General features: G+C 54.8%; 19 protein-coding genes. 13 read left to right on the forward strand and 6 right to left on the reverse strand.

Annotated features, from left to right (window positions below; translation table 11 throughout):
• Positions 1-91 precede the first annotated feature (91 nt).
• Entirely contained in the window at positions 92-1,429 is a 1,338-nt protein-coding gene (locus ECL_RS10220) for a TolC family outer membrane protein (protein ID WP_013096692.1), read from the reverse strand.
• 715 nt (positions 1,430-2,144) lie between these two features.
• Here ECL_RS10220 and ECL_RS10225 point away from each other — a divergent pair.
• Positions 2,145-2,888 (forward strand): DeoR/GlpR family DNA-binding transcription regulator, encoded by a 744-nt coding sequence (locus ECL_RS10225; RefSeq protein WP_013096693.1) that lies wholly within the window; start codon positions 2,145-2,147, stop codon positions 2,886-2,888.
• Between the two features lie 13 nt (positions 2,889-2,901).
• Positions 2,902-3,969, forward strand: coding sequence for an oxidoreductase (locus ECL_RS10230; RefSeq protein ID WP_013096694.1), 1,068 nt, complete (start codon positions 2,902-2,904; stop codon positions 3,967-3,969).
• A 68-nt stretch (positions 3,970-4,037) separates the two neighbouring features.
• On the opposite strand, the gene cybB is transcribed toward ECL_RS10230, so the two are convergent.
• Positions 4,038-4,568: a cytochrome b561 gene (cybB, locus tag ECL_RS10235; protein ID WP_013096695.1), complete on the reverse strand. Its 531-nt coding sequence runs from the start codon at positions 4,566-4,568 to the stop codon at positions 4,038-4,040.
• Between the two features lie 189 nt (positions 4,569-4,757).
• Between cybB and gap the strand changes: the two genes are divergently transcribed.
• The 3 genes from gap to ECL_RS10250 all read left to right on the forward strand — a co-directional run bounded on the left by gap (position 4,758) and on the right by ECL_RS10250 (position 7,592).
• Positions 4,758-5,759 (forward strand): type I glyceraldehyde-3-phosphate dehydrogenase, encoded by a 1,002-nt coding sequence (gene gap, locus ECL_RS10240; protein ID WP_013096696.1) that lies wholly within the window; start codon positions 4,758-4,760, stop codon positions 5,757-5,759.
• A 250-nt stretch (positions 5,760-6,009) separates the two neighbouring features.
• Entirely contained in the window at positions 6,010-6,672 is a 663-nt protein-coding gene (locus ECL_RS10245) for a DUF1120 domain-containing protein (RefSeq protein WP_013096697.1), read from the forward strand.
• 257 nt (positions 6,673-6,929) lie between these two features.
• Positions 6,930-7,592, forward strand: a complete 663-nt coding sequence (locus ECL_RS10250; protein ID WP_013096699.1) for a DUF1120 domain-containing protein — start codon at positions 6,930-6,932, stop codon at positions 7,590-7,592.
• A gap of 67 nt (positions 7,593-7,659) precedes the next feature.
• Here ECL_RS10250 and ECL_RS10255 read toward each other — a convergent pair whose 3' ends face one another.
• A complete protein-coding gene (locus ECL_RS10255; RefSeq protein ID WP_013096700.1) occupies positions 7,660-8,454 on the reverse strand; it encodes a YdcF family protein in 795 nt (264 codons plus the stop codon).
• A 221-nt stretch (positions 8,455-8,675) separates the two neighbouring features.
• On the opposite strand from ECL_RS10255, the gene ECL_RS10260 reads away from it, so the two are divergent.
• The 4 genes from ECL_RS10260 (at position 8,676) to ECL_RS10275 (ending at position 13,553) form a co-directional block, all read left to right on the forward strand.
• Positions 8,676-10,328 carry an MFS transporter gene (locus ECL_RS10260; protein ID WP_013096701.1) on the forward strand — a complete coding sequence of 551 codons (1,653 nt, stop codon included), beginning with the start codon at positions 8,676-8,678 and terminating at the stop codon, positions 10,326-10,328.
• 22 nt (positions 10,329-10,350) lie between these two features.
• Positions 10,351-11,433, forward strand: a complete 1,083-nt coding sequence (locus ECL_RS10265; protein ID WP_013096702.1) for an HlyD family secretion protein — start codon at positions 10,351-10,353, stop codon at positions 11,431-11,433.
• Entirely contained in the window at positions 11,430-12,809 is a 1,380-nt protein-coding gene (locus ECL_RS10270) for an efflux transporter outer membrane subunit (RefSeq protein WP_013096703.1), read from the forward strand. The genes ECL_RS10265 and ECL_RS10270 overlap by 4 nt, the downstream gene beginning before the upstream one ends.
• A gap of 84 nt (positions 12,810-12,893) precedes the next feature.
• Positions 12,894-13,553 (forward strand): O-methyltransferase, encoded by a 660-nt coding sequence (locus ECL_RS10275; RefSeq protein WP_013096704.1) that lies wholly within the window; start codon positions 12,894-12,896, stop codon positions 13,551-13,553.
• Positions 13,554-13,617: 64 nt separating this feature from the next.
• Here ECL_RS10275 and hrpA read toward each other — a convergent pair whose 3' ends face one another.
• Positions 13,618-17,520, reverse strand: a complete 3,903-nt coding sequence (hrpA, locus tag ECL_RS10280; protein WP_044159397.1) for an ATP-dependent RNA helicase HrpA — start codon at positions 17,518-17,520, stop codon at positions 13,618-13,620.
• A gap of 204 nt (positions 17,521-17,724) precedes the next feature.
• Between hrpA and azoR the strand changes: the two genes are divergently transcribed.
• Both azoR and ECL_RS10290 read left to right on the forward strand, forming a co-directional pair.
• Positions 17,725-18,330, forward strand: a complete 606-nt coding sequence (gene azoR / locus ECL_RS10285) for an FMN-dependent NADH-azoreductase (protein WP_013096706.1) — start codon at positions 17,725-17,727, stop codon at positions 18,328-18,330.
• 90 nt (positions 18,331-18,420) lie between these two features.
• Positions 18,421-19,107, forward strand: a complete 687-nt coding sequence (locus ECL_RS10290) for an RluA family pseudouridine synthase (protein ID WP_013096707.1) — start codon at positions 18,421-18,423, stop codon at positions 19,105-19,107.
• A 6-nt stretch (positions 19,108-19,113) separates the two neighbouring features.
• Here ECL_RS10290 and ECL_RS10295 read toward each other — a convergent pair whose 3' ends face one another.
• A complete protein-coding gene (locus tag ECL_RS10295; RefSeq protein WP_013096708.1) occupies positions 19,114-19,653 on the reverse strand; it encodes a DUF2058 domain-containing protein in 540 nt (179 codons plus the stop codon).
• 171 nt (positions 19,654-19,824) lie between these two features.
• Here ECL_RS10295 and ECL_RS10300 point away from each other — a divergent pair, with 171 nt between their 5' ends.
• Both ECL_RS10300 and ECL_RS10305 read left to right on the forward strand, forming a co-directional pair.
• Positions 19,825-20,799, forward strand: coding sequence for a DUF1852 domain-containing protein (locus ECL_RS10300; RefSeq protein WP_013096709.1), 975 nt, complete (start codon positions 19,825-19,827; stop codon positions 20,797-20,799).
• Between the two features lie 27 nt (positions 20,800-20,826).
• Positions 20,827-21,855, forward strand: a complete 1,029-nt coding sequence (locus ECL_RS10305; RefSeq protein WP_013096710.1) for a methionine synthase — start codon at positions 20,827-20,829, stop codon at positions 21,853-21,855.
• Here ECL_RS10305 and ECL_RS10310 read toward each other — a convergent pair whose 3' ends face one another.
• Positions 21,856-22,797, reverse strand: a complete 942-nt coding sequence (locus tag ECL_RS10310) for a LysR family transcriptional regulator (protein ID WP_013096711.1) — start codon at positions 22,795-22,797, stop codon at positions 21,856-21,858. It lies immediately after the preceding gene.
• Positions 22,798-22,809 lie beyond the last annotated feature (12 nt).

Here is a 22,809-nt window from a genome sequence, read left to right on the forward strand (position 1 = left end):
GTGGATATGTCCACCAGATGGATGTAGCTATCCCTGGGAAATTTCACCCATTATTTTCAGATTTATTTCGCGCAGAAAGGCGCGGCTTTTTTCAACTCAAATCGGGTAATTTTGCGGCAGCGTTTTTTTCTACTCCAATAAGCGTCATGAGATTATCAACAGCGGAGGCGTAATTAATTGCCGCGCTCCAGCCATCATATTCAGCCATTATTTTGGCAGACGTGGCCTGCCAGACATCCTGTTCTACGCTGAGCAAATCATTAATGCTCCGCTTGCTCAGGGTGTATTCGTTTTTGTAGACCGCGCGGGCACGTAACGCGTTTTCAAGCTGTAAGCTTCCGGCGGCCATTCTTCCACGCGCGCCGGTCCAGTCTGCCTGCGCGACGGAGGCTTTTTGCAGCACATCAAACCGCGCCTGATCGACCTGAGAGGAGGCCATCGCCCTGGTGCCTTCAGCCTGACGAACGCGTGCCGAAACGGCGCCGCCCTGATACAGCGGTGCATCGATATTGAGCTGGATCTGGTCATCCCAGTAAGCGCGGTTATCCGACTCATAGCGCGTGCGGCCTCCTTTCAGGCTTAACGTTGGCCAGTGCTGAGATTTTGCGGTTTCCACCCCATACTGGGCTGAACGCTCCATATTCTGCGCGGCCATTACCGCCGGTATCAGCGAGTAATCGATCTGGTTGACGGCATTCTGCTCTACGGCAAGCTTCTCAGGGACCGGTGAATAGGCTTCAGCCTGCATGCCCGTCAACACCGCGAGCCTTGCGCGGGCGCTGTTGAGCGCGGCGTTGTACTGCTCAACCGTCGCCTGCATACCGGCGATTCGCGTGCGGGTCTGCAGCTCATCGGAGGTTGAGCTTACGCCTGCATCCGCGCGCAGTTTCGCCAGCTGCTCCACGTTTTTGAGGGCCTGCACATTCTCTTTAGCCGCCTGCAACAGATCGCTATAACGTCTGACCTCCACGTAGCTCAGCGCGGTTTTTTCCGCCACGGCGGTGAGCGTCTCCATCAGCTGATAACGATAGCTATCGCGTCGCGCTGAAGACTGGCTGATGCTGTTATTCGTCTTGCCAAAGTCATAAATGAGCTGCGTAAGGCTTAATCCCCATGCCGCTGAATTTCTCAGTGAACCGCTGGAATCGGTGGTTTGGCTATGGCCCGTACTGCCGTTCAGCGATATTTGCGGCATCCATCCGCTACGTGCTTCATCTATTTGCGCCTGACCAATCCCCAATTGTGCCGCCTGCTGGCTGACCGACGGATCGCGATCGATGGCAAAAAGAATACTTTCTTTTAAAGTTGTCGTCGGCACCGTGGCAAAACCCAACGCGCCGCTATTGGCATAGGTCGTATTAATGCATGCCGAAATTAACACCAGCACTGCGGATAATCGAACCCACTTATAATTTCGCTCTCTCATCATTTATATCTCCCTGAGTCTGCGAATGGTTTAACCCTTTACCCAAAAAGAGGTATAGATAATCAGAAAAATATTATTAATCCCCCGTACTGAATTTCGGGTAATAGCTCCCCATACCCATTTCCATTGGAGATGAGAGCCGACCTTAGCCTAATATGAATTAAGAATTTGCTTACTTCTTAACTGATTCGCAGCATAACAAAATGTGGTATAGGCAACTACACCCACAATGTTAATGTGGTGTTACAATTAAGAAAAATCATGGGGTTTCTGGACAAACTCTTAAAAATGGCCTTTCAAATGAAACTAATAAAGTCATTGTTATTTAAGTGAAATTTAAAAATACCCGCATGTACATTTTTGCGTTAATTTCCACGCGCGTCAGACACAAAGATTTTCAAAGAAATGTCAACTTAAGTAGCGCCGCCCTATTCATTGGCATAAAAACCTAGCAAATGCATTTTTTAGGAATTTTATTGGTTTAAATAGTTTCTTAATAGAACAACAAACCAGTAAAGCGAAATTAACTGGTTACAAAGTCCAAACAGCCAGATAAAACATCGTCATAACATATTGATTACCCTTAGAAACCGTTCACTTATATTTAATCAATAACAGCTCAATTATCACGCAACTGAACTAATGTGTGGTTGCCCTTTTCTCTGCGACAAAATGCTGTATTATGCGAACTATTGCGACATTTTGCAGGATTGCTGCCATGCACAAAACCGCGCGTCAAAAATATGTGCTCGACATCATCAGCGAGCAGGGACAGGCCAGCATCACTGAGCTGGCAGAAAAGCTGCAGGTCTCTGCGGATACCATTCGCCGCGATCTCACGGACCTCGAAAAACAAGGGCTGGCGCAGAAGAACCACGGAGGCGCTATCGCGCTCAATCTTTCGGCCATGAATCGCCAGGGCAGAAATACGCTCCTGCCGGCGACCAAGCAGCGGCTGGGAAAACAGGTGGCACAGCAGGTTCCGCCGGGCTCTACGCTGTTTCTGGATGCGGGCAGTACGGTCATGGCGGTGGCCTCTTTTCTTCAGGGGCCGCTGACGGTGATCACCACCTCGCTGGATATCGCCCACGCTTTTAGCGACCGGGAGGATATCGAGCTGATCCTGCTCGGCGGGAAATGGGATCAGAAGCAACGCCTGTTTGCTGGCGGTGCCACCCTCTCCCTGCTTTCACGGTATCGGGCGGATATCGCCATCCTTGGCGCCTGCGCCCTTCATTCATCACTCGGTCTGAGTGCCGGGACGGAAGCCGATGCAGAAGTCAAACGGGCGATGCTTGCCGCCAGCCAGACGCACTGGATCGTCGCAGACCATCTGAAAGTCAACCGCTGTGAGCCGTATCTGGTGTGCGGGTTAGACGAAATTCATCAACTGTTTTTAGATCGTCCCTGGCCTGAGCTTAGGGACCAGAGCACCGTGCCCGTCACGGTTTGCGCTCATTAACGTGGAGAAGGTCATGAGTAAAATGAAGACAATCAACATTGCGCTGATCGGGTATGGTTTTGTCGGTAAAACCTTCCATGCCCCGCTCATCCAGTCTGTGGACGGGCTTACGCTGGCGGTGGTTTCCTCCCGTGATGAGGAGAAGGTTAAGCGCGATCTGCCGGACGTGCAGGTGGTTGCTACCCCGGAAGAGGCCATTACGCACCCGGATATTGACCTGGTGGTGATCGCCTCCCCTAACGCCACCCATGCTCCGGTGGCCACGCTGGCCCTGAACGCCGGAAAACATGTGGTGGTGGATAAACCCTTCACGCTCGATATGCAGGAAGCGCGCGATCTTATTGCCCTGGCGGAGGAAAAGCAGCTTCTGCTCTCCGTGTTCCACAACCGCCGCTGGGACAGTGATTTCCTGGGCATTAAGGACGTTATCACACAGGGCACCCTCGGGAAGGTGAAACTGTTTGAGTCGCACATTGACCGCTTCCGCCCGGAAGTGCGCGTGCGCTGGAGAGAACAAAACGTACCGGGAAGCGGGCTGTGGTTTGACCTGGGGCCGCACCTGATCGACCAGACGCTACAGCTCTTTGGTCTGCCTCACTCGGTTCAGGGGAATATCGCGACGCTGCGCGACGGCGCAGAAGTGAACGACTGGGCGCATGTGGTCTTAAACTACCCTGATCATAAGGTTATTTTGCACGCCAGCATGCTGGTCGCCGGGGGTACCGCGCGCTTTACCGTCCATGGGGATAAGGGCAGCGTAGTGAAGGCCCGTATCGATCAGCAGGAAGCCCAGCTGCTGACTGGCATCGTTCCGGGAAGTGAAACCTGGGGTGAGGACAGCGACAGTATGGTGTTCTTTGGGGCTGACGGCGCGCCGCAGACCATTACCACGCCGAAAGGCGATCAGCGCCAGTATTACATTAATGTGCGCGATGCTCTGCTCGGGAAGATTGCCAATCCGGTTCATCCTGTCGAGGCGTTAGCGGTGATGGCGGTACTGGAAGCGGCGGTGAAATCGTCAGAGACCGGGTCAACGCAGGGGCTGGCATTAACAGCTGAAGAGCGTGCTCTGCTGCAATAAAAAACGGGTTTTGTAGGCCGGGTAAGCGCAGCGCCACCCGGCGAGAAAGGCGGCAAAAGTGTTGAGGGCTATTGCCGCTTTTTCGGCATCATGCGCAGCAGCGTATTATCTTTCCAGAAATAGTGATGCATCAGCGCCGCCGCTGCGTGCAGGCCAATGACAAAATAGCCGAGGTTCGCCAGCGTCTCGTGCCATTCTTTTAGCCCATCAGCCAGATCAAAGTTGGATTCCGCCGCGTGCGGCATGGCGATGCCAAAGGCAAACCAGTCGTTTCCACGGTTATACATCATCACCAGGCCAATCAGCGGCAAAGCAATAAACAGCAGATAAATCACCAGATGCCCCAGATGCGAAAGGCCTGTGATCATCGCTTTCGGTTTCGGCTCAATCGGCGGCGCGCGGAACTTCAGGCGCACCAGCAGACGTGTCACCATCAATACCAGGATAGCGATCCCGCATGAGACGTGGATCATATTGATCAGTGGTCGGTCGGTACGCGGAAAGAAGCCTCTGAACTCCATGGCGCAGTAGGCGACGATAACTAACAGAAACACCAGCCAGTGAATGCCGATTTGCAGGCCTGTATATTTAGTGCGCATGTGATTTTCCGATAAAAAACAGTTACCGCGCCAACATAACGACCTTTCCTTAAAAATTCATTAACTTTTCTGTATGGATTTTCAAATACTTCCCGGGGCATGAAGCATCTTCAATTGCTGCCCCGCCCCTCATGGTCCAAGCCTGGATAAGTTCAAACTGTCGCATCGACACGTTTACAGGAGAAAACCATGAGTAAAATTGGCATTAACGGATTTGGACGCATTGGACGCCTGGTACTTCGTCGCCTTCTTGAAACCCAGGACAGCAACACCGTCGTCGCCATCAACGACCTCACCTCTCCCAAAGTACTGGCCTATCTGCTCCGGCATGATTCTAACTACGGCGGCTTCCCGTGGAGCGTGGATTTCACCGAAGACGCGCTGATTGTGGACGGTAAAACCATCGCGGTGTACGCCGAGAAAGAGGCCAGACATATCCCGTGGAAAGCCGCTGGGGTGGATATCGTCGTGGAATGCACCGGTTTTTATACGTCGGAAGAAAAATCCAGAGCGCATCTGGATGCTGGCGCCAAAAAGGTCCTGATCTCCGCGCCAGCAGGTGAGATGAAAACCATTGTGTTTAACGTTAACGACGACACCATTGACGCCAGTGATACCATTATCTCTGTCGCCTCCTGCACCACCAACTGCCTCGCCCCGCTGGCAAAAGCCCTGCACGATGCTTTTGAGATTAAAGTGGGCACCATGACCACCATTCACGCCTATACCGGTACCCAGGCGCTGGTGGATGGTCCGCGCGGGAAAGATCTGCGCGCCTCACGCGCGGCGGCGGAGAACATCATTCCCCACACCACGGGTGCTGCCAAAGCGATTGGCCTGGTGATCCCGGCACTCAGCGGCAAACTGAAAGGTCATGCCCAGCGCGTACCGGTGAAAACCGGCTCGGTAACGGAACTGGTCGCCATTCTGGGCAAAAAGGTCACCGTTGAAGAGGTGAATGCCGCACTGAAAAAAGCGACACAGGGGAATAAATCCTTTGGATATACCGATGAAGAGATTGTGTCGTCAGATGTCATTGGCTCGCACTTTGGCTCGGTGTTTGACGCCACGCAGACCGAAGTGACCGAGGCGGGCGAACTGCAACTGGTGAAAGCCGTCGCCTGGTATGACAACGAGTATGGCTTTGTGACGCAGCTGGTGCGCACGCTTGATAAATACGCCGCACTTTAATAACGCTGACGGGTGGTCATACCATCCGTCGCTCGCCCTTACCGCATGGCTTACTCTTCATCATCTGTTTTCCAGAATAAAATTATTCACGAATTTTTTGAATCATACGTTAATTATCATTAGAACTTCTAAAATGAAGTTTTAAATATGCTTGCTTTAATTTCATAAACACTCCCAATAATATAAATCACAAGACAGGCAAGCGGTCTGTCAAAACAAATACCCCCTATGAAATTGTTAAGGAACAACAATGAAAAAAGTTATTTTGGCTTCATTAATTGCACTGGCCAGCGCATCAGCTTTCGCAGAACCTACCGCTGTATTAAAAGTACACGGAACGTTGACCAATGCGGCGTGTACGCCTTCTATCGGCAACGGCGGGGTCATTGATTACGGCTATATTCGCCTCGGAGAACTTTCTGCACTGGAAAATAATAATTTGGGACAAAAACAGGTGCCTGTCACCATTACCTGTTCTTCGCCAACCAAAGTGGGCTTTACCATTCTTGATAACCGTAGCGACAGCAACGCGCGGCTGCCGGTTGATATCGGTAAAAACTTAAACCAGTCGGTGAAATATTATACTTACGGCGTGGGTACCACGTCCGAAGGCGTAAATATTGGTGACTACGGCATGTGGATGACGGATGTCACGGCAGATGGCAAAGTCGTAGACCCGATTGTCAACAACCACGACTGGAATCCTGATATCTGGAAAAAAAGCGGTATTCCGCGTAGTGATGCGTTCCAGACCGTCGCCTTTGCTGATACAGGGACCACCGCACCGTTGGCTATCACCACAGCTAACTTTAACTTTGTTACTAATCTGACGATTCGTGACACTACTGCGCTGGCGATTACCGACGATACTCCTCTCGACGGTCAGGCGACGATGACCCTGGTATATCTCTAATCATATAATTTGCTTATACCGGTTCAGCGTAACCCTGAACCGGTACTTTTCCCCGTTATATTCACACAACAAATAAAAAGCCTTCTTTTTTGTCGCTTTCGCATATCTTTAGTTTTTCTACAAAATAAATTCAACTTTAATAAATATACCAAAAACTCAATACTCAATATTATTTCCGCCAGGTGAATGGGAACGCCATCGCTGCGTTCATTTATCATTCCCGCATGTCTTATATTCATGAAAAGGAAAAATCAAGGATGAAAAAAATCATTCTGGCTACAGCCATCGCGTTGAGCACCACATCAGCTTTTGCAGCCGGAACTGCTGTTATTAAGGTTAAAGGTACATTAACCAACGCAGCATGTACTGCTGAGCTGGGTAACGGCGGTGTTATCGATTACGGCTTTATTCGTCTCGGTGAGTTATCCGAAAACTCACATAATCAACTCGGTCAGAAACAGATACCTGTGACCATAAATTGCTCTGCGCCAACCAAAATAGGTTTCACTATCACCGATAATCGCAGCGACAGCAACGCACAACTTCCTGTTGATATTGGGAAGAATAAGAATATTACAAATAAATATTATACTTATGGCGTTGGTTTCACGAACGACGGGAAAAAGATCGGTAACTACGGCATGTGGATGACCGGTACCACCGCAGACGGTAAAACTGTAGACCCTATTGGGCATAACCACGACTGGTCCGCAACAAGCTGGAAATATTCCGGTATTCCACGCAGCGATACTTTCCAGACCATCGCCTTTGCTGAAACCGGCACCACCACCCCATTGGCTATCACCACGGCTAACTTTAACTTCGTGACCAACCTGGTGATTTGGGATACCTCCACCCTGGCCATTACCGACGATACCCCACTGGACGGCCAGAACACCATGACGCTGGTTTATCTGTAACTCTTCGCCCTTTATTCAATACCGGGTCAGCGGCAAACGCAGGCCCGGTATTTTTTTGCGTCCACATTCACAACAGAGATCGGCTTACCAGCGCATCGGTCAAAATGACATCGTTGCGTAAGATATTCCACGCCGCCGCAATCTCATCGGGTATCGTCACGTGGGCAATAAAATCACGTCCTGCCGGACCGTAACCGTTAACATCGTCGCGAAGGCGCGGCAGTTCCCCCAGCACCAGCGACAAATAGCGTTCCACCGGCCAGAGCCCTTCACCGGAATCGCTGAACACCAGTCCATCGTCGCCGTTTTGCAGGACGGGCGTAAAGCCCGCGTGGCTTACCCATTCCGGCGATACGGGTTCGTCCCGACATACACGGGCGAATGTTGCCATGGTGCGGCGCTGCATGGTTGGATCCTGCACCACCAGCACCCTTTCAGGGGCAAATTGATGGTGCTTCATTAACTCGCGGCTAAAGCGGGCGTTCTCCCCGCAGTTCGTCGATTGATCTTCCACCCACACCCGGTCGGCCGGGATCTGCCAGAATTGACGGGCGATATCCGCCAGGATAGCCGCCTCTGCCCGGCCCGTGGTGGGAATGGTGTGATAGCGCGGATGTTTCGCAATCGCGGCATAGAGAAAAGTGGTGGAGTGTCCGATGCCTCCGCTAATGATCATGGGCACCCCCTGCTCCGCCGCCAGACGGCAGGCAGCTTCGATGGTTGGAATGACGGCATTCCCCGCCAGAATCACCATATCCACGGACTGACCCGGTTGCAGGTCATCCTGCGCCAGCCACTGCCCAACCGTATTTACGGCACTGAGCGTGCTGCCGGGCAAACAGGGAAAAATTGTCGGTATCATCGTAACCTCCTTACAGCATTTGGATTAGCGTACCGCACTTGTCGCGTCAAAACAGGCGTTGATTCCTAAAGTGCCAGAGATAAGGCCGCTCTTTTTCCTAAAACCTTCAGTTCAACATTTGATTAACATGCGTAAATCATATTCACTTGTATTATGTTTTACGGCAGACGTAGAATCGCCAGCCTGTTAATTCTCCCATTTTATCAAAGGTAAACGACGTTATGCGCCTGCCCGAACGCGACCCTTATGCTCCTCGCGAGTGGCAGCCACACGAGAAACCCGCCCTGCTGGGTTCACCCTCCACGCCGGAGCACAGCACGCCAAAGCGGATTGCCTATGGCGTTGTCGGTCTGCTGGTTTGCCTGACGGGCGCCCTGGGGAATGCGGTGGTCACCGCCAACCTGCAAAATTTGCAGGGCACCTTCGGCGCCTGGTCAACCGAGATCGCCTGGCTACCGGCGGTCTATGTAATGACCAATATCTCCATTAACCTGCTGCTGGTGAAATTCCGCCAGCAGTACGGTCTGCGCGCTTTCACCGAAGGTTTTCTGGTGCTGTATGTGCTGGTCACTTTTTTCCACCTGTTTGTCAACGATCTTAGCTCGGCGCTGATGGTGCGCGCCGCGCACGGGATGGTGGCCGCCGCGCTCAGCTCGCTGGGGATTTATTACCAGATCCAGGCCTGGCCGGCGAAACACCGCCTGAAGGCCTTGACCATTGGCATCACCGGCTCGTCACTGGCCATTCCGCTGGCACGACTCTTTTCAACCGAGCTGTTGCAGCTTGATGAGTGGCGCGGGCTCTATTTCTTCGAGCTGGGGCTGGCCCTCATCTCGCTGGCGTGCGTGATTGCGCTGAAACTGCCGCCGGGCGATCGGCGTAAGGTCTTTGAGAAAAAAGACTTTATCACCTTCTTTTTACTGGCACCGGGTATGGCGCTGCTGTGCGCGGTGCTGTCGCTGGGCCGTCTGGACTGGTGGTTTGAAGCGCCGTGGATCGGCTGGTCGCTGGCGCTCTCACTGGTGCTGATTGTTTCCGCCATCGTGTTTGAACATAACCGCAGTAACCCGCTGCTGAACACCCGCTGGCTGTCGAGCGGCAGTATTGTGCGCCTTGGGTTGATTATGCTGCTGATCCGCATCGTGCTGGCCGAGCAAAACACCGGCGTCATCGGCTGGCTGCAGTACGTGGGGTTACAGAACGAGCAGATGACGCACCTGGCGTGGTCCATATTTGCCGGGATCGTCTGCGGGATCGTCACCAGCTGTCTGACCATTAAGCCGACCAAACTGGCGTGGCCGATTATCACCTCCCTGGTGCTGATGGTTGTCGCCTCGCTGCTGGACAGCCAGTCCAACAACCTGACGCGCCCGGATCAACTGATGCTCAGCCAGTTCCTGCTGGGCTTTGGCAGTGCCTTCTTCCTCGCCCCCGCGATGCTGGCCGCCATTGGCGGTGTGATCGCCGACCCGCGTAATCTGGTGAGCTTCTCGGTAATGTTCGGCATGAGCCAGAACCTCGGCGGCCTGCTGGGCTCGGCTATTCTCGGTACCTTCCAGACCTGGCGCGAAAAGTATCACTCCAGCCTGCTGGCGGACCAGCTCACTACGCTCAATCCGCTGGTTAACGAGCGGATTCAACTATATACCCAGATGTACAAAAGCCTGATTGGCGACAGCGCCCTGCTGGGCACGCAGGCGATCACCCAGTTGCAGACAGTGACCGCCCTTGAGGCAAACATTCTGGCTTACAACGACACCTATTTACTGACCGCGAGTATTGCCGCGGCCACGCTGGTCTGGATTTTATGGCGCTTGCTGCGCCTGCGCATCACTGCCCGTATGGCGCTTAAGAACGCCACCGGCAACAAATAATTGAAATATTTCTGGAGAGTTTATGAGTCAGCAGGATGCCGCCAAAGAGCAGGCCAACACCCGCAAAAATGTGCGCATTGTTTCCGTTTTCACCGCCGCTGCCATCGGTATTGTCGGCGTGCTGGTGATCCTTTACGCGTGGCAGCTCCCGCCGTTCACCCGCCACGCGCAGTTTACCGATAACGCTTACGTGCGCGGCCAGACCACGTTTATCAGCCCGCAGGTGAATGGCTATATCACCGAAGTGAAGGTACAGGATTTCGCGCAGGTTAAAAAAGGCGAGCTGCTGCTGCAGATTGATGACCGTATCTATCGCCAGCGGGTACATCAGGCCGAGGCGCAGCTGGCGATGAAAATTGCCGCCCTGAATAACAATCTCCAGCAGCGTAAAAGCGCTGAAGCCGTCATCGCAAAAAATGACGCTGCGCTGAAAAATGCCCGCGCCCAGAGTCTGAAAACTCAGGCGGATTTAAAGCGAGTGAAAGATCTGACGGCTGACGGCTCGCTCTCCATCCGCGAACGCGACGCGGCGCTGGCCAGCGCGGCCCAGGGCAGCGCTGATATTGAGCAGGCCAAAGCGACGCTTGAAATGTCGCGCCAGGATCTGCAGACGGTAATTGTGAATCGCGGTGCGCTGGAGGCGGATGTGGAAAACGCCAAAGCGGCGCTGGAGCTGGCACAAATCGACCTGCAAAATACCCGCATTGTGGCGCCGCGTGACGGCCAGCTGGGGCAGATCGCGGTGCGTCTGGGCGCGTACGTGACGGCCGGAACCCATCTCACCACCCTGGTACCGCCGCAGCACTGGGTGATCGCCAATATTAAAGAGACCCAGCTTGCGGAGCTGCGCGTGGGCCAGCCGGTGAAATTTACCGTCGATGCGCTCAATAACAAAGCCTATCAGGGCCGCGTGGAGAGCATCTCCCCGGCGACCGGCGTCGAATTCAGCGCCATCACGCCGGATAACGCCACCGGGAACTTTGTCAAAATCGCCCAGCGTATTCCGGTGCGTATCGAAGTGCTGGGTAAACCTGAAGAGTCAGCACTGCTACGTCCTGGCATGTCGGTTCAGGTGACCATTGATACGCGGGAGGCGAAGCAATGACCCTTCGCCCGCTAGCCAGCCTGCTGGTTGCCGTTCTGCTTGCCGGATGCCAGTCGGTGGATGTAAAACCTGCCCAACCGTCACTGCATATTCCTGCCCAGTGGCGGGCGGCATCAGGCCCTGCCAGCGCGCCAGAACAACTCTGGTGGCGAAATTTTCACGACAACAATCTCAACCGCTATGTGGATCAGGCGCTGAAAAATAACAGCGACGTGCTGATCGCCCGCGAACGGATCAATGAGTATCAGGCAAGAGTCTATGCCGCTGACGGCAGCCTGTTTCCGTCGCTGGATGCGGGGGTAACCGGCACCCGCGCCCGGACGCAATCGGCCGCCACGGGGTTACCGGTATACAGTACGCTGTACAAAGGCAGCCTCACCGCCAGCTATGATGTGGATATCTGGGGCGTCAACCGCAGCACGGCCAATGCCGCGCAGGCCTCGCTGGAGGCGCAAAAAGCCGCCGCCGCTGCCGCAGATTTAACTGTCGCCTCGTCGGTGGCCTCCGGGTATGTCACCCTGCTCTCGCTTGACGAACAGCTTCGCGTCACCGAATCCACGCTGAAATCACGCGAAGAGGCATTTAATCTTGCTAAACGGCAGTTTGAAACGGGCTACAGTTCGCGCCTGGAGCTGATGCAGTCTGACTCTGAGCTGCGGGCCACCCGGGCGCAGGTGCCGCTGCTGCAGCATCAGATCGCGCAGCAAGAGAATGCCCTGAGTCTGCTGCTGGGCAGTAACCCGGGCGAGGTGGCGCGCAGTGAAAGCTTCAGCACGCTTACCCCGCTCAGGCTGCCTTCACAGCTGCCGTCATCGTTGCTTAACCGACGACCTGACATCGTTCAGGCGGAGCGTCAGCTCATTGCGGCCGATGCCAGCCTTGCTGCCTCGCGTGCCAGCCTGTTGCCGTCGATCAACCTGAAGGCGACCGGATCGATTCAGGATCGCACCCTTTCCGGCCTGCTGGACAACCCGTTACAGCTCTGGAGCGCAGGCGGCAGTATTCTCGCCCCGCTGCTGAACCGCCAGGCGCTGAATGCGCAGGTGGATATCTCCCAGTCGCAGCGTAATCAGGCGCTGTACGCCTATGAGAAAACCGTGCGCAATGCGTTTGCCGAAGTGAACAACAGCCTTGACGCCATTACGCGTTATCAGGAACAACTTAGCGAACTGCTGGCCCAGCAGGAGGTGGCCCAGGAGACGCTGCGCATTGCGCAGAACCGCTATCGCAACGGCTATTCATCTTATCTGGATGTGCTCGACGCACAGCGTACACTTTACTCGGTGCAAACCAACGTGGTGCAGGTGAAAAATAACCTGCTGCTGGCGCAGATTGATTTGTATAAAGCGCTGGGCGGCGGTTGGGTCAATGTCTGAAGGCGCTTAACGGGCCTGGATTTCGTCACACAGGCCGGGTAAGGCGCAGCCGCCACCCGGCGATTCCCCCTCAGGAGACAATTTATGCAACAACAGTGGTCTGCAGTTGATAATTTCATGATTTCGTCGCTTATTCCTGAAGATGAGGTACTGAGCAAGGTACTGGAAAACAACCAGCGCGCCGGACTCCCCGAACACGATGTTGCGGCCAATCAGGGGCAACTGCTGGCACTGTTCGTGCGCATGACGCAGGCGCGGCGCGTTCTGGAGATCGGAACGCTGGGTGCTTACAGTTCAATCTGGATGGCGCGCGCCCTGCCGCCGGACGGAAAGCTGATTACGCTTGAGGCCGATTCCACGCATGCCCGCGTGGCGCGGCAGAATATTCAGCTTGCCGGTCTCAACCAACGCATTGAACTCATCGAAGGCCCGGCGCTGACTTCTCTGGAAAATTTTGGCGACGTTCCGCCGTTCGACCTGATCTTTATTGATGCTGATAAGCCAAACAATCCCGGCTACCTCGAATGGGCGCTGCACTACTCCCGCCCCGGCACGGTGATTATCGGCGATAACGTGGTGCGCGATGGCGAAGTGATTAACGGCCAAAGCGACGACGCGCGCGTGCAGGGTGTTCGCCGGTTTATCGAGATGATGGGGGACAATCCGCGCTTAACCACCACCGCGCTGCAAACGGTCGGGGTTAAGGGGTGGGATGGGTTTACGCTGGCAATTGTGAACGGGTGAAAATTGTGCGGCCTGATGCCCTCACCCCGGCCCTCTCCCACCGGGAGAGGGAGAAAACAGGGTGTTAAGCCGAAATCTGCTCCATCGCCTGCAAAATACGTTTATCCGAAATCGGATACGGCGTACCGAGCTGCTGGGCAAAGAAGCTGACGCGTAACTCTTCGATCATCCAGCGGATCGCCTGAACGTCTTCATCGTCACGACGTGCCGGTGGCAGTTTGTTTAACCACTGCTGCCACGCCTGCTGCACGTTTTCAACTTTCAGCATCTGGGCACGGTCACGATGCGGATCGATGGCCATTTTCTCCAGCCGTTTTTCAATCGCCTGCAGGTAACGCAGCGTGTCGCCGAGACGGTTGAAGCCATTGCCGGTGACAAAGCCCCGGTACACCAGGCCCGCCATCTGCGCTTTGACATCCGACAGCCCCAGCGCCATGGTCATATCCACGCGCCCTTTCAGGCGTTTGTTGATATTGAACACGGTGGTGAGGATCTGCTCGACCTGTTTGGCAATATCCACCACGGTGTCGTTCAGCTCCGCGCGTACCTTTTCATGAAGCTGAGCAAAGCCCTCTTCTGACCAGACCGGACCGCCGGCCTCGTGGATCAGCTTGTCCACGCCGCAGGAGATGCAGTCGTCGATCAGATCCAGCACTTTGCCGTACGGGTTAAAGTACAGCCCCAGCTTGGCTTTGTTCGGCAGCTTCTCGTGCAGATACTTGATCGGCGACGGGATGTTGAGCAGCAACAGGCGGCGCAGCCCGCGCCACATCATCTGCTGCTGTTCCTGCGGGTTATCAAACAGCTTGATCGCCACGCTGTCGCGCTCATCCACCAGCGCAGGCCAGGCCTTCACTTTGTAGTTACCGCGTTTTTGCTCGTAGCTTTCGGGGAGCTGGCCAAAGCTCCAGATGTGCAGCCCGCTCTGCTCAATCCCATCATCCGCCACCGCGGACAAGGTCTCCTGCACTTTGCCTTTCAGCGCCTCTTTCAGCGCGGTGAGCGAACGGCCTTCCTGCAGCTTCTTGTTTTTATCGTCCACCACGCGGAAGGTGATTTTCAGGTGATCGGGCACCTGATCCCAGTTCCAGTCTTCGCGGTCAATGGTGGTACCGGTCATGCGGCGGAACTCACGCTCCAGCGCATCCAGCAGCGGCAGCTCCAGCGGCGTCACGCGGCCTAAAAACGCTTCGGCGTAGTTAGGGGCCGGAACAAAGTTACGGCGCACCGGTTTCGGCAGCGATTTGATCAGCGCAATCACCAGTTCGCGGCGCAGGCCGGGAATTTGCCACTCAAATCCGCTCTCATCCACCTGGTTTAGTAGCGGCAGCGGGATATGAACGGTGACACCATCCGCGTCCGTTCCCGGCTCAAACTGATAGGTCAGCCGCAGCTTAAGGTTGCCCTGATGCCAGAAGTTCGGGTAGTCGAGCTTACTGACCGACTCCGCCCCTTCTTTAATCAGCATGCTCTTTTCAAAGTTGAGCAGATCCGGCGTCTCTTTGCTGGCCTTCTTCCACCAGCTGTCAAAGTGACGGGCGGAAATGACATCGTGGCTGATGCGCTGGTCGTAAAATTCGAACAGCGCCTCGTCATCCACCAGAATGTCGCGACGACGGGATTTGTGCTCCAGCTCTTCCACTTCGGCACGCAGCTTGAGGTTTTCACGGAAGAAGGCGTGACGCGTCTGCCAGTCGCCCTCCACCAGCGCGTGGCGGATAAACAGCTCGCGGCACAGCGCCGGGTCAATCTGGCTGTAGTTGACCTTACGCGCGGCCACCACCGGCAGACCGTAGACGGTCACTTTTTCGGTTGCCATCACCGCCCCCTGCGCGCGCTCCCAGTGCGGTTCACTGTATGAGCGTTTCAGCAGGTGTTGCGCCACCGGCTCCACCCATTCCGGATCGATACGCGCGGCAATACGCCCCCACAGACGGCTGGTTTCCACCAGTTCAGCAACCATGGTCCACTTGGGTGGTTTCTTGAACAACCCGGAGCCGGGGAAGATGGAGAAACGGGCGTTGCGCGCGCCGGTATACTCCTGCTTTTCGGCGTCCTTCATGCCGATATGGGAAAGCAGTCCGGTCAGCAATGCGATGTGAATTTCGCGGTACTCCGCCGGTTCACTGTTCACCGGAATACCCAGCTCTTTCACCACCTGGCGCAGTTGGGTGTAGATATCCTGCCACTCGCGCACGCGCAGGTAGTTGAGGAAATCCACGCGACACTGACGGCGGAACTGGTTAGATGACAGCGCTTTCTGCTGCTCGCCGAGGTAGTTCCACAGGTTCACGAAGGCAAGGAAATCCGACTCTTTGTCGTGGAAGCGACGGTGTTTCTCATCCGACGCCTGCTGTTTGTCCATTGGGCGTTCACGCGGATCCTGTATTGAGAGCGCCGAGGTGATGATCATCGCCTCGCGCACGCAGCCGTGTTTTTGCGCTTCCAGCACCATGCGCGCCAGACGCGGGTCCACCGGCAACTGGCTGAGCTGCCGTCCCAGCGGCGTCAGTTTATACGCGGTGGCCTGCTCGTCAGTGGTGATCGCCCCCAGCTCTTCCAGCAGGCGTACACCGTCCTGAATATTGCGTTTGTCCGGCGCTTCGACAAACGGGAAAGCGGCGATATCGCCCAGCCCCAGCGCGGTCATCTGCAGGATGACGGAAGCGAGGTTGGTGCGCAGGATCTCCGGGTCGGTAAACTCCGGGCGGGAGAGGAAATCGTCTTCCGAATAGAGACGAATACAGATCCCCTCCGACACACGTCCACAGCGCCCTTTACGCTGGTTGGCCGACGCCTGTGAAACCGGCTCAATCGGCAGACGCTGTACCTTGGTGCGGTAGCTGTAGCGGCTGATACGCGCCGTACCCGGATCAATCACATACTTAATGCCCGGCACGGTCAGCGAGGTTTCCGCCACGTTGGTCGCCAGCACGATGCGTCGCCCACTGTGCGGCTGGAACACGCGGTTCTGTTCACTGTTGGAGAGACGTGCGTAAAGCGGCAAAATTTCCGTGTGGCGCAGATCGCGCTTACTGAGCGCGTCGGCGGTATCGCGGATCTCACGCTCGCCGCTCATAAAGATCAGAATGTCGCCCGCGCTCTCATTGCCCAGTTCGTCAACGGCATCGAAAATAGCCTGCAACTGGTCGCGCTCGGTATCCTCCGCCACCTCCACGATCGGGCGATAGCGCACTTCTACCGGATAGGTACGGCCGGAGACTTCAATAATCGGTGCGTTATTGAAATGTTTTGAGAAACGCTCCGGGTCGATGGTCGCGGAGGTGATGATAATTTTCAGATCCGGGCGACGCGGCAGTAGCTCTTTAAGGTAGCCGAGCAGGAAGTCGATGTTCAGACTGCGCTCGTGCGCCTCATCAATAATGATGGTGTCGTACTGCATCAGCAGACGATCCTGCTGAATTTCCGCCAGCAGGATACCGTCGGTCATCAGCTTGACCATGGTGTTATCGCTCACATGGTCGCTGAAACGCACCTTATAACCGATGCAGCCGCCCGGCTCCGTTTGCAGCTCCTCGGCAATACGGTTCGCCACGGTACGCGCCGCCAGACGACGCGGCTGGGTATGACCAATCAGGCCCTTCACTCCGCGGCCGAGCTCCATACAGATTTTCGGCAGCTGTGTGGTTTTCCCCGAGCCGGTCTCCCCCGCCACGATCACCACCTGGTGGTCGCGCACGGCGTTGAGGATCTCCTGCTTTTTCTGACTGACGGGCAGATTTTCCGGATAGGTGATTGCCGGACGAGCCGCTTCGCGCAGCACAACTTTCCCTGCCGCCTGTTCAATCTCTTTCGCCATCTCCTGGAAAATGGCCTGTTGTGCATCAGGATTTTTAACCTTCTTCACCCCGTGCAAGCGGCGAGCAAAGCGCTGTTTATCGCGCAGCATCAGTGAATCAAGCTGTTGCAGGAGCATCGGGAAGGTCAATTTTTGTTGTTCTGTCATAGCATTAACGGGCAGTGCACTGCCGGATAAAATCTCTTTGTAATGATTGCTATAGAGTACCACATCAGCGCTTTCCACGCCTTATTCAAAAAATTCGAACATAGGCTTCGATATATTGCGCTATCTCTGTGGCAGGATTGTGAATAAAGTGTCCACAAGCAACAGGGCAACCCCCTTCAATCAAATGCAAAACAGGAATCACCCATGAGCAAAGTATTAGTTTTGAAATCCAGTATTCTGGCAGGGTACTCTCAGTCTGGTCAGCTGTCTGATTACTTCGTTGAACAGTGGCGTGAACACCATTCCGCAGACCAAATCACCGTGCGTGACCTAGCTGCAAACCCAATTCCTGTGCTGGATGGCGAGTTGGTTGGCGCGCTGCGTCCAAGCGATGCACCGCTGAGCCCACGCCAGCAGGAAGCCCTGGCGCTCTCTGATGAGCTGATTGCTGAACTGCAGGCGCACGACGTTATCGTGATCAACGCCCCAATGTACAACTTCAACATCCCAACCCAGCTGAAGAACTACTTCGACCTGGTGGCTCGCGCTGGTGTTACCTTCCGTTACACCGAAAATGGCCCGGAAGGTCTGGTGAAAGGCAAGCGTGCCATCGTGCTGACCAGCCGTGGCGGTATTCATAAAGATACCCCAACCGACCTGGTTGCGCCGTACATGAGCCTGTTCCTGGGCTTCATCGGGATCACCGACGTGAACTTCGTGTTTGCAGAAGGTATCGCTTACGGTCCTGAAGTGGCGACCAAAGCACAGACCGACGCGAAAGCCGCGATCGACAGCCTGGTGGCTGCCTAAGATTTCACCCTCTCACCGCCTGGTGAGAGGGTTTTTCTTTTTTCCCGCATTTCGTTATCATCCGCTCCCACTCTCCAGCCGGGCGGCCTGATGTCTGCGATTATTGATTCTTTTATTGCCCCACCGTGTCATGACGACATTGAGATCCTCTGGCAGGATGAACATCTGCTGCTGATCAATAAACCTTCCGGTCTGCTTAGCCTCTCGGGTAAAAATCCGCAAAATCTCGATTCGGTGCACTATCGTCTGGTTCAAAGCTTCCCTGGCTGCACGCTGGTGCATCGCCTGGATTTTGGCACGTCCGGCCTGATGGTGATTGCACGTAATAAGCCGATCAACGCCGCGCTGTGCCAGCAGTTCAGCCAGCGCAGCGTGGAGAAAGTCTACAGCGCCCTGCTTTGCGGCCACCTGGAAAACAATGAAGGGATAATTGACGCGCCGATTGCCAAAGACCCGGCGCTGTTTCCGCTGATGTCGATCTGTGCCGTTAACGGCAAACCCGCCCGTTCACGCTATCGGGTGGTGGAACGCCTGTATCAAAACGCGGCGATGCCGCTCACGCGGGTAGAACTGACGCCAGAAACCGGGCGAACCCACCAGTTGCGCATTCACTGTCAGCTGCTGGGCCACCCGATTTTAGGCTGCGATTTATATGGGGGACGGACGTGGCCTGGCAGCGGAACAACGCCGAGGCTGATGCTGCATGCCAGTCAGTTGAATTTTATTCATCCGGTGAGCGGCGAGCCGGTTAACGCCCGTCACGCCGCACCGTTCTGAACCGTCTTACCACATCAAATCGTCAGGGATTTTGAAATCGGCATACGGATCGTCTTCATCCTGCTCTTCCTGACTCAGGGCGCTGTTTAGCACAATACTGTCGGCATCGCGCTGGGCAATTTTATCCGCCACCACCGCCGGGATAATGGCATATTCGCAATCGCCATTAGCGTTAATCACCAGACGTGCGATGGCCAGACGACCGTTAATCAACTGGGTCTGGGTTGCCTTATCCACCTCGATTTTTTTGATCAAATTGCCGTCGGTGAAGTTAAAGGTGATGTTGCCTTTCGCCACCGTGATGCGGTTCATCTCAATCAACTGCTTCACCTGCGCCTTAAACTCTTTGGCGAGCACGGCCTGTTTTTGCTGCTCGCTCAACTGTTTGTCACGCTCAAGCTGCGCTTTTTTGTTCTCTTCTACCGCCTCTCTGGCCTCACGCGCCTGCACGCGGGATTTCTTGGCCGTGCGCTGAACTTTGGCCATTTTCTTGCTGGAGACTAAGCCCGCTTTCAGCATCTGCTCTTGTAAGGTGAGTTTTGTCATGAGTGTGTTTAAACCGGTTGGAAATTTTGGGCAGTATAACTGGAACTGAGCAGTTCATGAAGTTCGCTCATGTTGCTGTGAAATTAAGTCACTTCCCCTGCGCTACCGCGTCAGGCATAAATTATGCATTGATAACTTCCTGGCAACATGAACTTAGGATGCATAACCAAGATGAGTAAAGCTTTTACATTTACCCTTAAGCGCAGTTGCTTCGATGAAAATTATAACCCGTCAGAGAATACGCGTACGACCACCAACTTTGCCAACCTCGCCCGCGGGGAAAAGCGTCAGGAGAACCTGCGTAATACCCTGGTGATGATCAATAACCGCTTTAACGCCCTGGCGCGCTGGGATAATCCCAATGCCGATCGTTACGCGGTCGAGCTTGAGATCGTCTCTGTGGATCTGAATATTGGTGCGGAGAAAACCTTCCCGGCCATTGAAATATTGCAAACCACAATCGTCGATAAAAAAACCAATGAACGCATCGACGGTATTGTCGGCAATAACTTCTCCTCTTACGTGCGCGATTACGATTTCAGCGTCCTGCTGCTGGAGCATAATAAAAACCAGCCCCATTTCACCATTCCGGAGAAGTTTGGTGTCTTGCACGGCAATATCTTCCGCCATTTTGTTAATTCGCCGGAATACCGGGAGAATTTCAAAAAAGCACCGGTGATTTGCCTGAGCGTGTCCAGCAAAGACACTTATCGTCGCACGGGTAACCAGCACCCGGTGCTGGGCATTGAGTACACGCCGGATGGCGAGTCATTGACGGAGCAGTACTTCGCGAAAATGGGCCTGAAGGTACGCTATTTCATGCCTGAAAACAGCGTGGCGCCGTTTGCCTTCTTCTTCACCGGCGATTTGCTCAGTGATTACACCAATCTTGAACTGATCGCCACCATCAGCACGATGGAGACGTTCCAGAAGATCTATCGCCCGGAAATTTATAACGCTAACTCGGCGGCAGGACACTGCTATCGCCCCGACCTGAATCAGCAGGATCACTCATTAACCAAAATTGTTTACGACCGTGTTGAACGCAGCCAGCTGGCCATTGAGCAGGGTAAATTCACGGAAGAACAATTTATCAAGCCTTACAAACACGTACTCGAGCAGTGGTCTGATAACTACGCGCGTTAATTAATCGAATTTAAAAGGGTTATACATATGAAAACATTGCTCCCGACGTCAACCGCTGGCAGCCTGCCTAAGCCAACCTGGCTTGCACAACCAGAAACGCTGTGGTCACCGTGGAAATTAGAGGATCAGGAGTTACTGGCCGGTAAGCAGGATGCGCTGCGTTTATCGCTTGATGAGCAGATCCGCGCGGGGATTGATATCGTCAGCGATGGCGAACAGACGCGCCAGCACTTTGTGACCACCTTTATTGAACACCTCAGCGGCGTGGATTTTGAAAACCGTCAGACCGTGCGCATTCGTAACCGCTACGATGCGAGCGTGCCGACGGTGGTCAGCGCCGTGGCGCGTCAAAAACCGGTGTTCGTGGACGACGCAAAATACTTACGGCAGCTCACGGATAAGCCAATCAAGTGGGCCCTGCCGGGGCCAATGACCATGATCGACACTCTTTACGACGCGCACTATAAAAGCCGCGAAAAGCTGGCCTGGGAGTTCGCTAAAATCCTCAATCAGGAGGCAAGAGAGTTAGAGGCCGCAGGTGTCGATATCATTCAGTTTGATGAGCCGGCATTTAATGTCTTTTTTGATGAGGTCAACGACTGGGGGATTGCGGCGCTGGAGCGTGCCATTGAAGGGCTGAAATGCGAAACAGCGGTACACATCTGCTACGGATACGGCATCAAGGCCAATACCGACTGGAAAAAGACCCTTGGCTCAGAATGGCGTCAGTATGAAGAGGCGTTTCCTAAGCTTCAGACATCGAATATCGACATCATCTCGCTGGAGTGTCACAACTCCCGCGTGCCGATGGATCTGCTGGAGCTGATCCGCGGCAAAAAAGTGATGGTAGGCGCCATCGACGTGGCAACCAACACCATTGAAACCGCGGAAGAAGTGGCTGACACCCTGCGTAAAGCGCTGCAGTTTGTCGATGCCGACAAGCTTTACCCGTCAACCAACTGCGGTATGGCGCCGCTTTCCCGTCAGGTTGCCAACGGTAAGCTGAAGGCGCTGAGCGCCGGAGCCGCGATTATCCGCAACGAGCTTGGCGCGTAATCACCTGCCCTGCGTTTGCCAGTAGAGCGGCGTACCGAAACACCCGACGTAATGATCAATCACCGCCCTGACGTTAAGGGGCGGATGCCGCGCGTTTGGGTAGATCGCCGCAATATTCAGGGGCTCCGTATGAATGGCGCACTCCAGCCCTGGCAGGAGTGCGACCAGTTCGCCCTGCTGCAGGCGGTCGCCAATCAGCCAGTCCGGAAACAGCACAATTCCCATCCCGCCCAGCGCGGCAGCTAGCAGCGATTCCGCATTATTTGACGTCATTAATGGCATCACCGGGTAGTGCACCCACTCCTCCCCCGCACCGCGCAACAGCCAGCGGTTAGGCCCCGACGAACCACGGTAGACCAGGCATTTATGATGCGCCAGATCGTCCGGCCCTTGCGGCGCGCCGTGCTGTCGCAGATAGTCCGGCGAGGCGGCCAGATGGTAGCGCTGCTGACCAAAAATGCGCGCGTGAAAGGTGGAGTCCGTCAGCACGCCGATGCGAAAGATCACGTCGGCGGCATTCTTGTGCGGGTCGATAAAATCATCGGTCAGCGTCAGCTCGATATTCAGCCGCGGATAGCGCGCCGTCAGATCAGGCAGCCCTGGCGCAATGTGCCGCTGGCCGAAAAAGACCGGTGCATTAATGCGGATCGTGCCGGAAGGCTCCGTTGAACGTGCATCCAGCTCCCGACGAGCCTCCTCAAAACTCGTCATCATCTCCCTGGCATAGCGGATAAACAGATGACCACTTTCTGTGGGGATCACCGCCCGGGTATTGCGGTAAAAAAGCTGCTGGCCGAGTGCATCCTCAAGCTGGTGGATAATGCGCGAAACCTGCGAGGCGGAAAGGCCCTCGCGGCGCGCGACCACGGAAAAATTTTCGGCTTCAAAAACCGCGATAAAAATCTTCAGCGAACGGAGGTTCATGCTCCCGGCGTCGTACATTCGTGCATATCC

Source organism: Enterobacter cloacae subsp. cloacae ATCC 13047, from assembly GCF_000025565.1.
In the GTDB taxonomy this organism is placed as follows: domain Bacteria; phylum Pseudomonadota; class Gammaproteobacteria; order Enterobacterales; family Enterobacteriaceae; genus Enterobacter; species Enterobacter cloacae.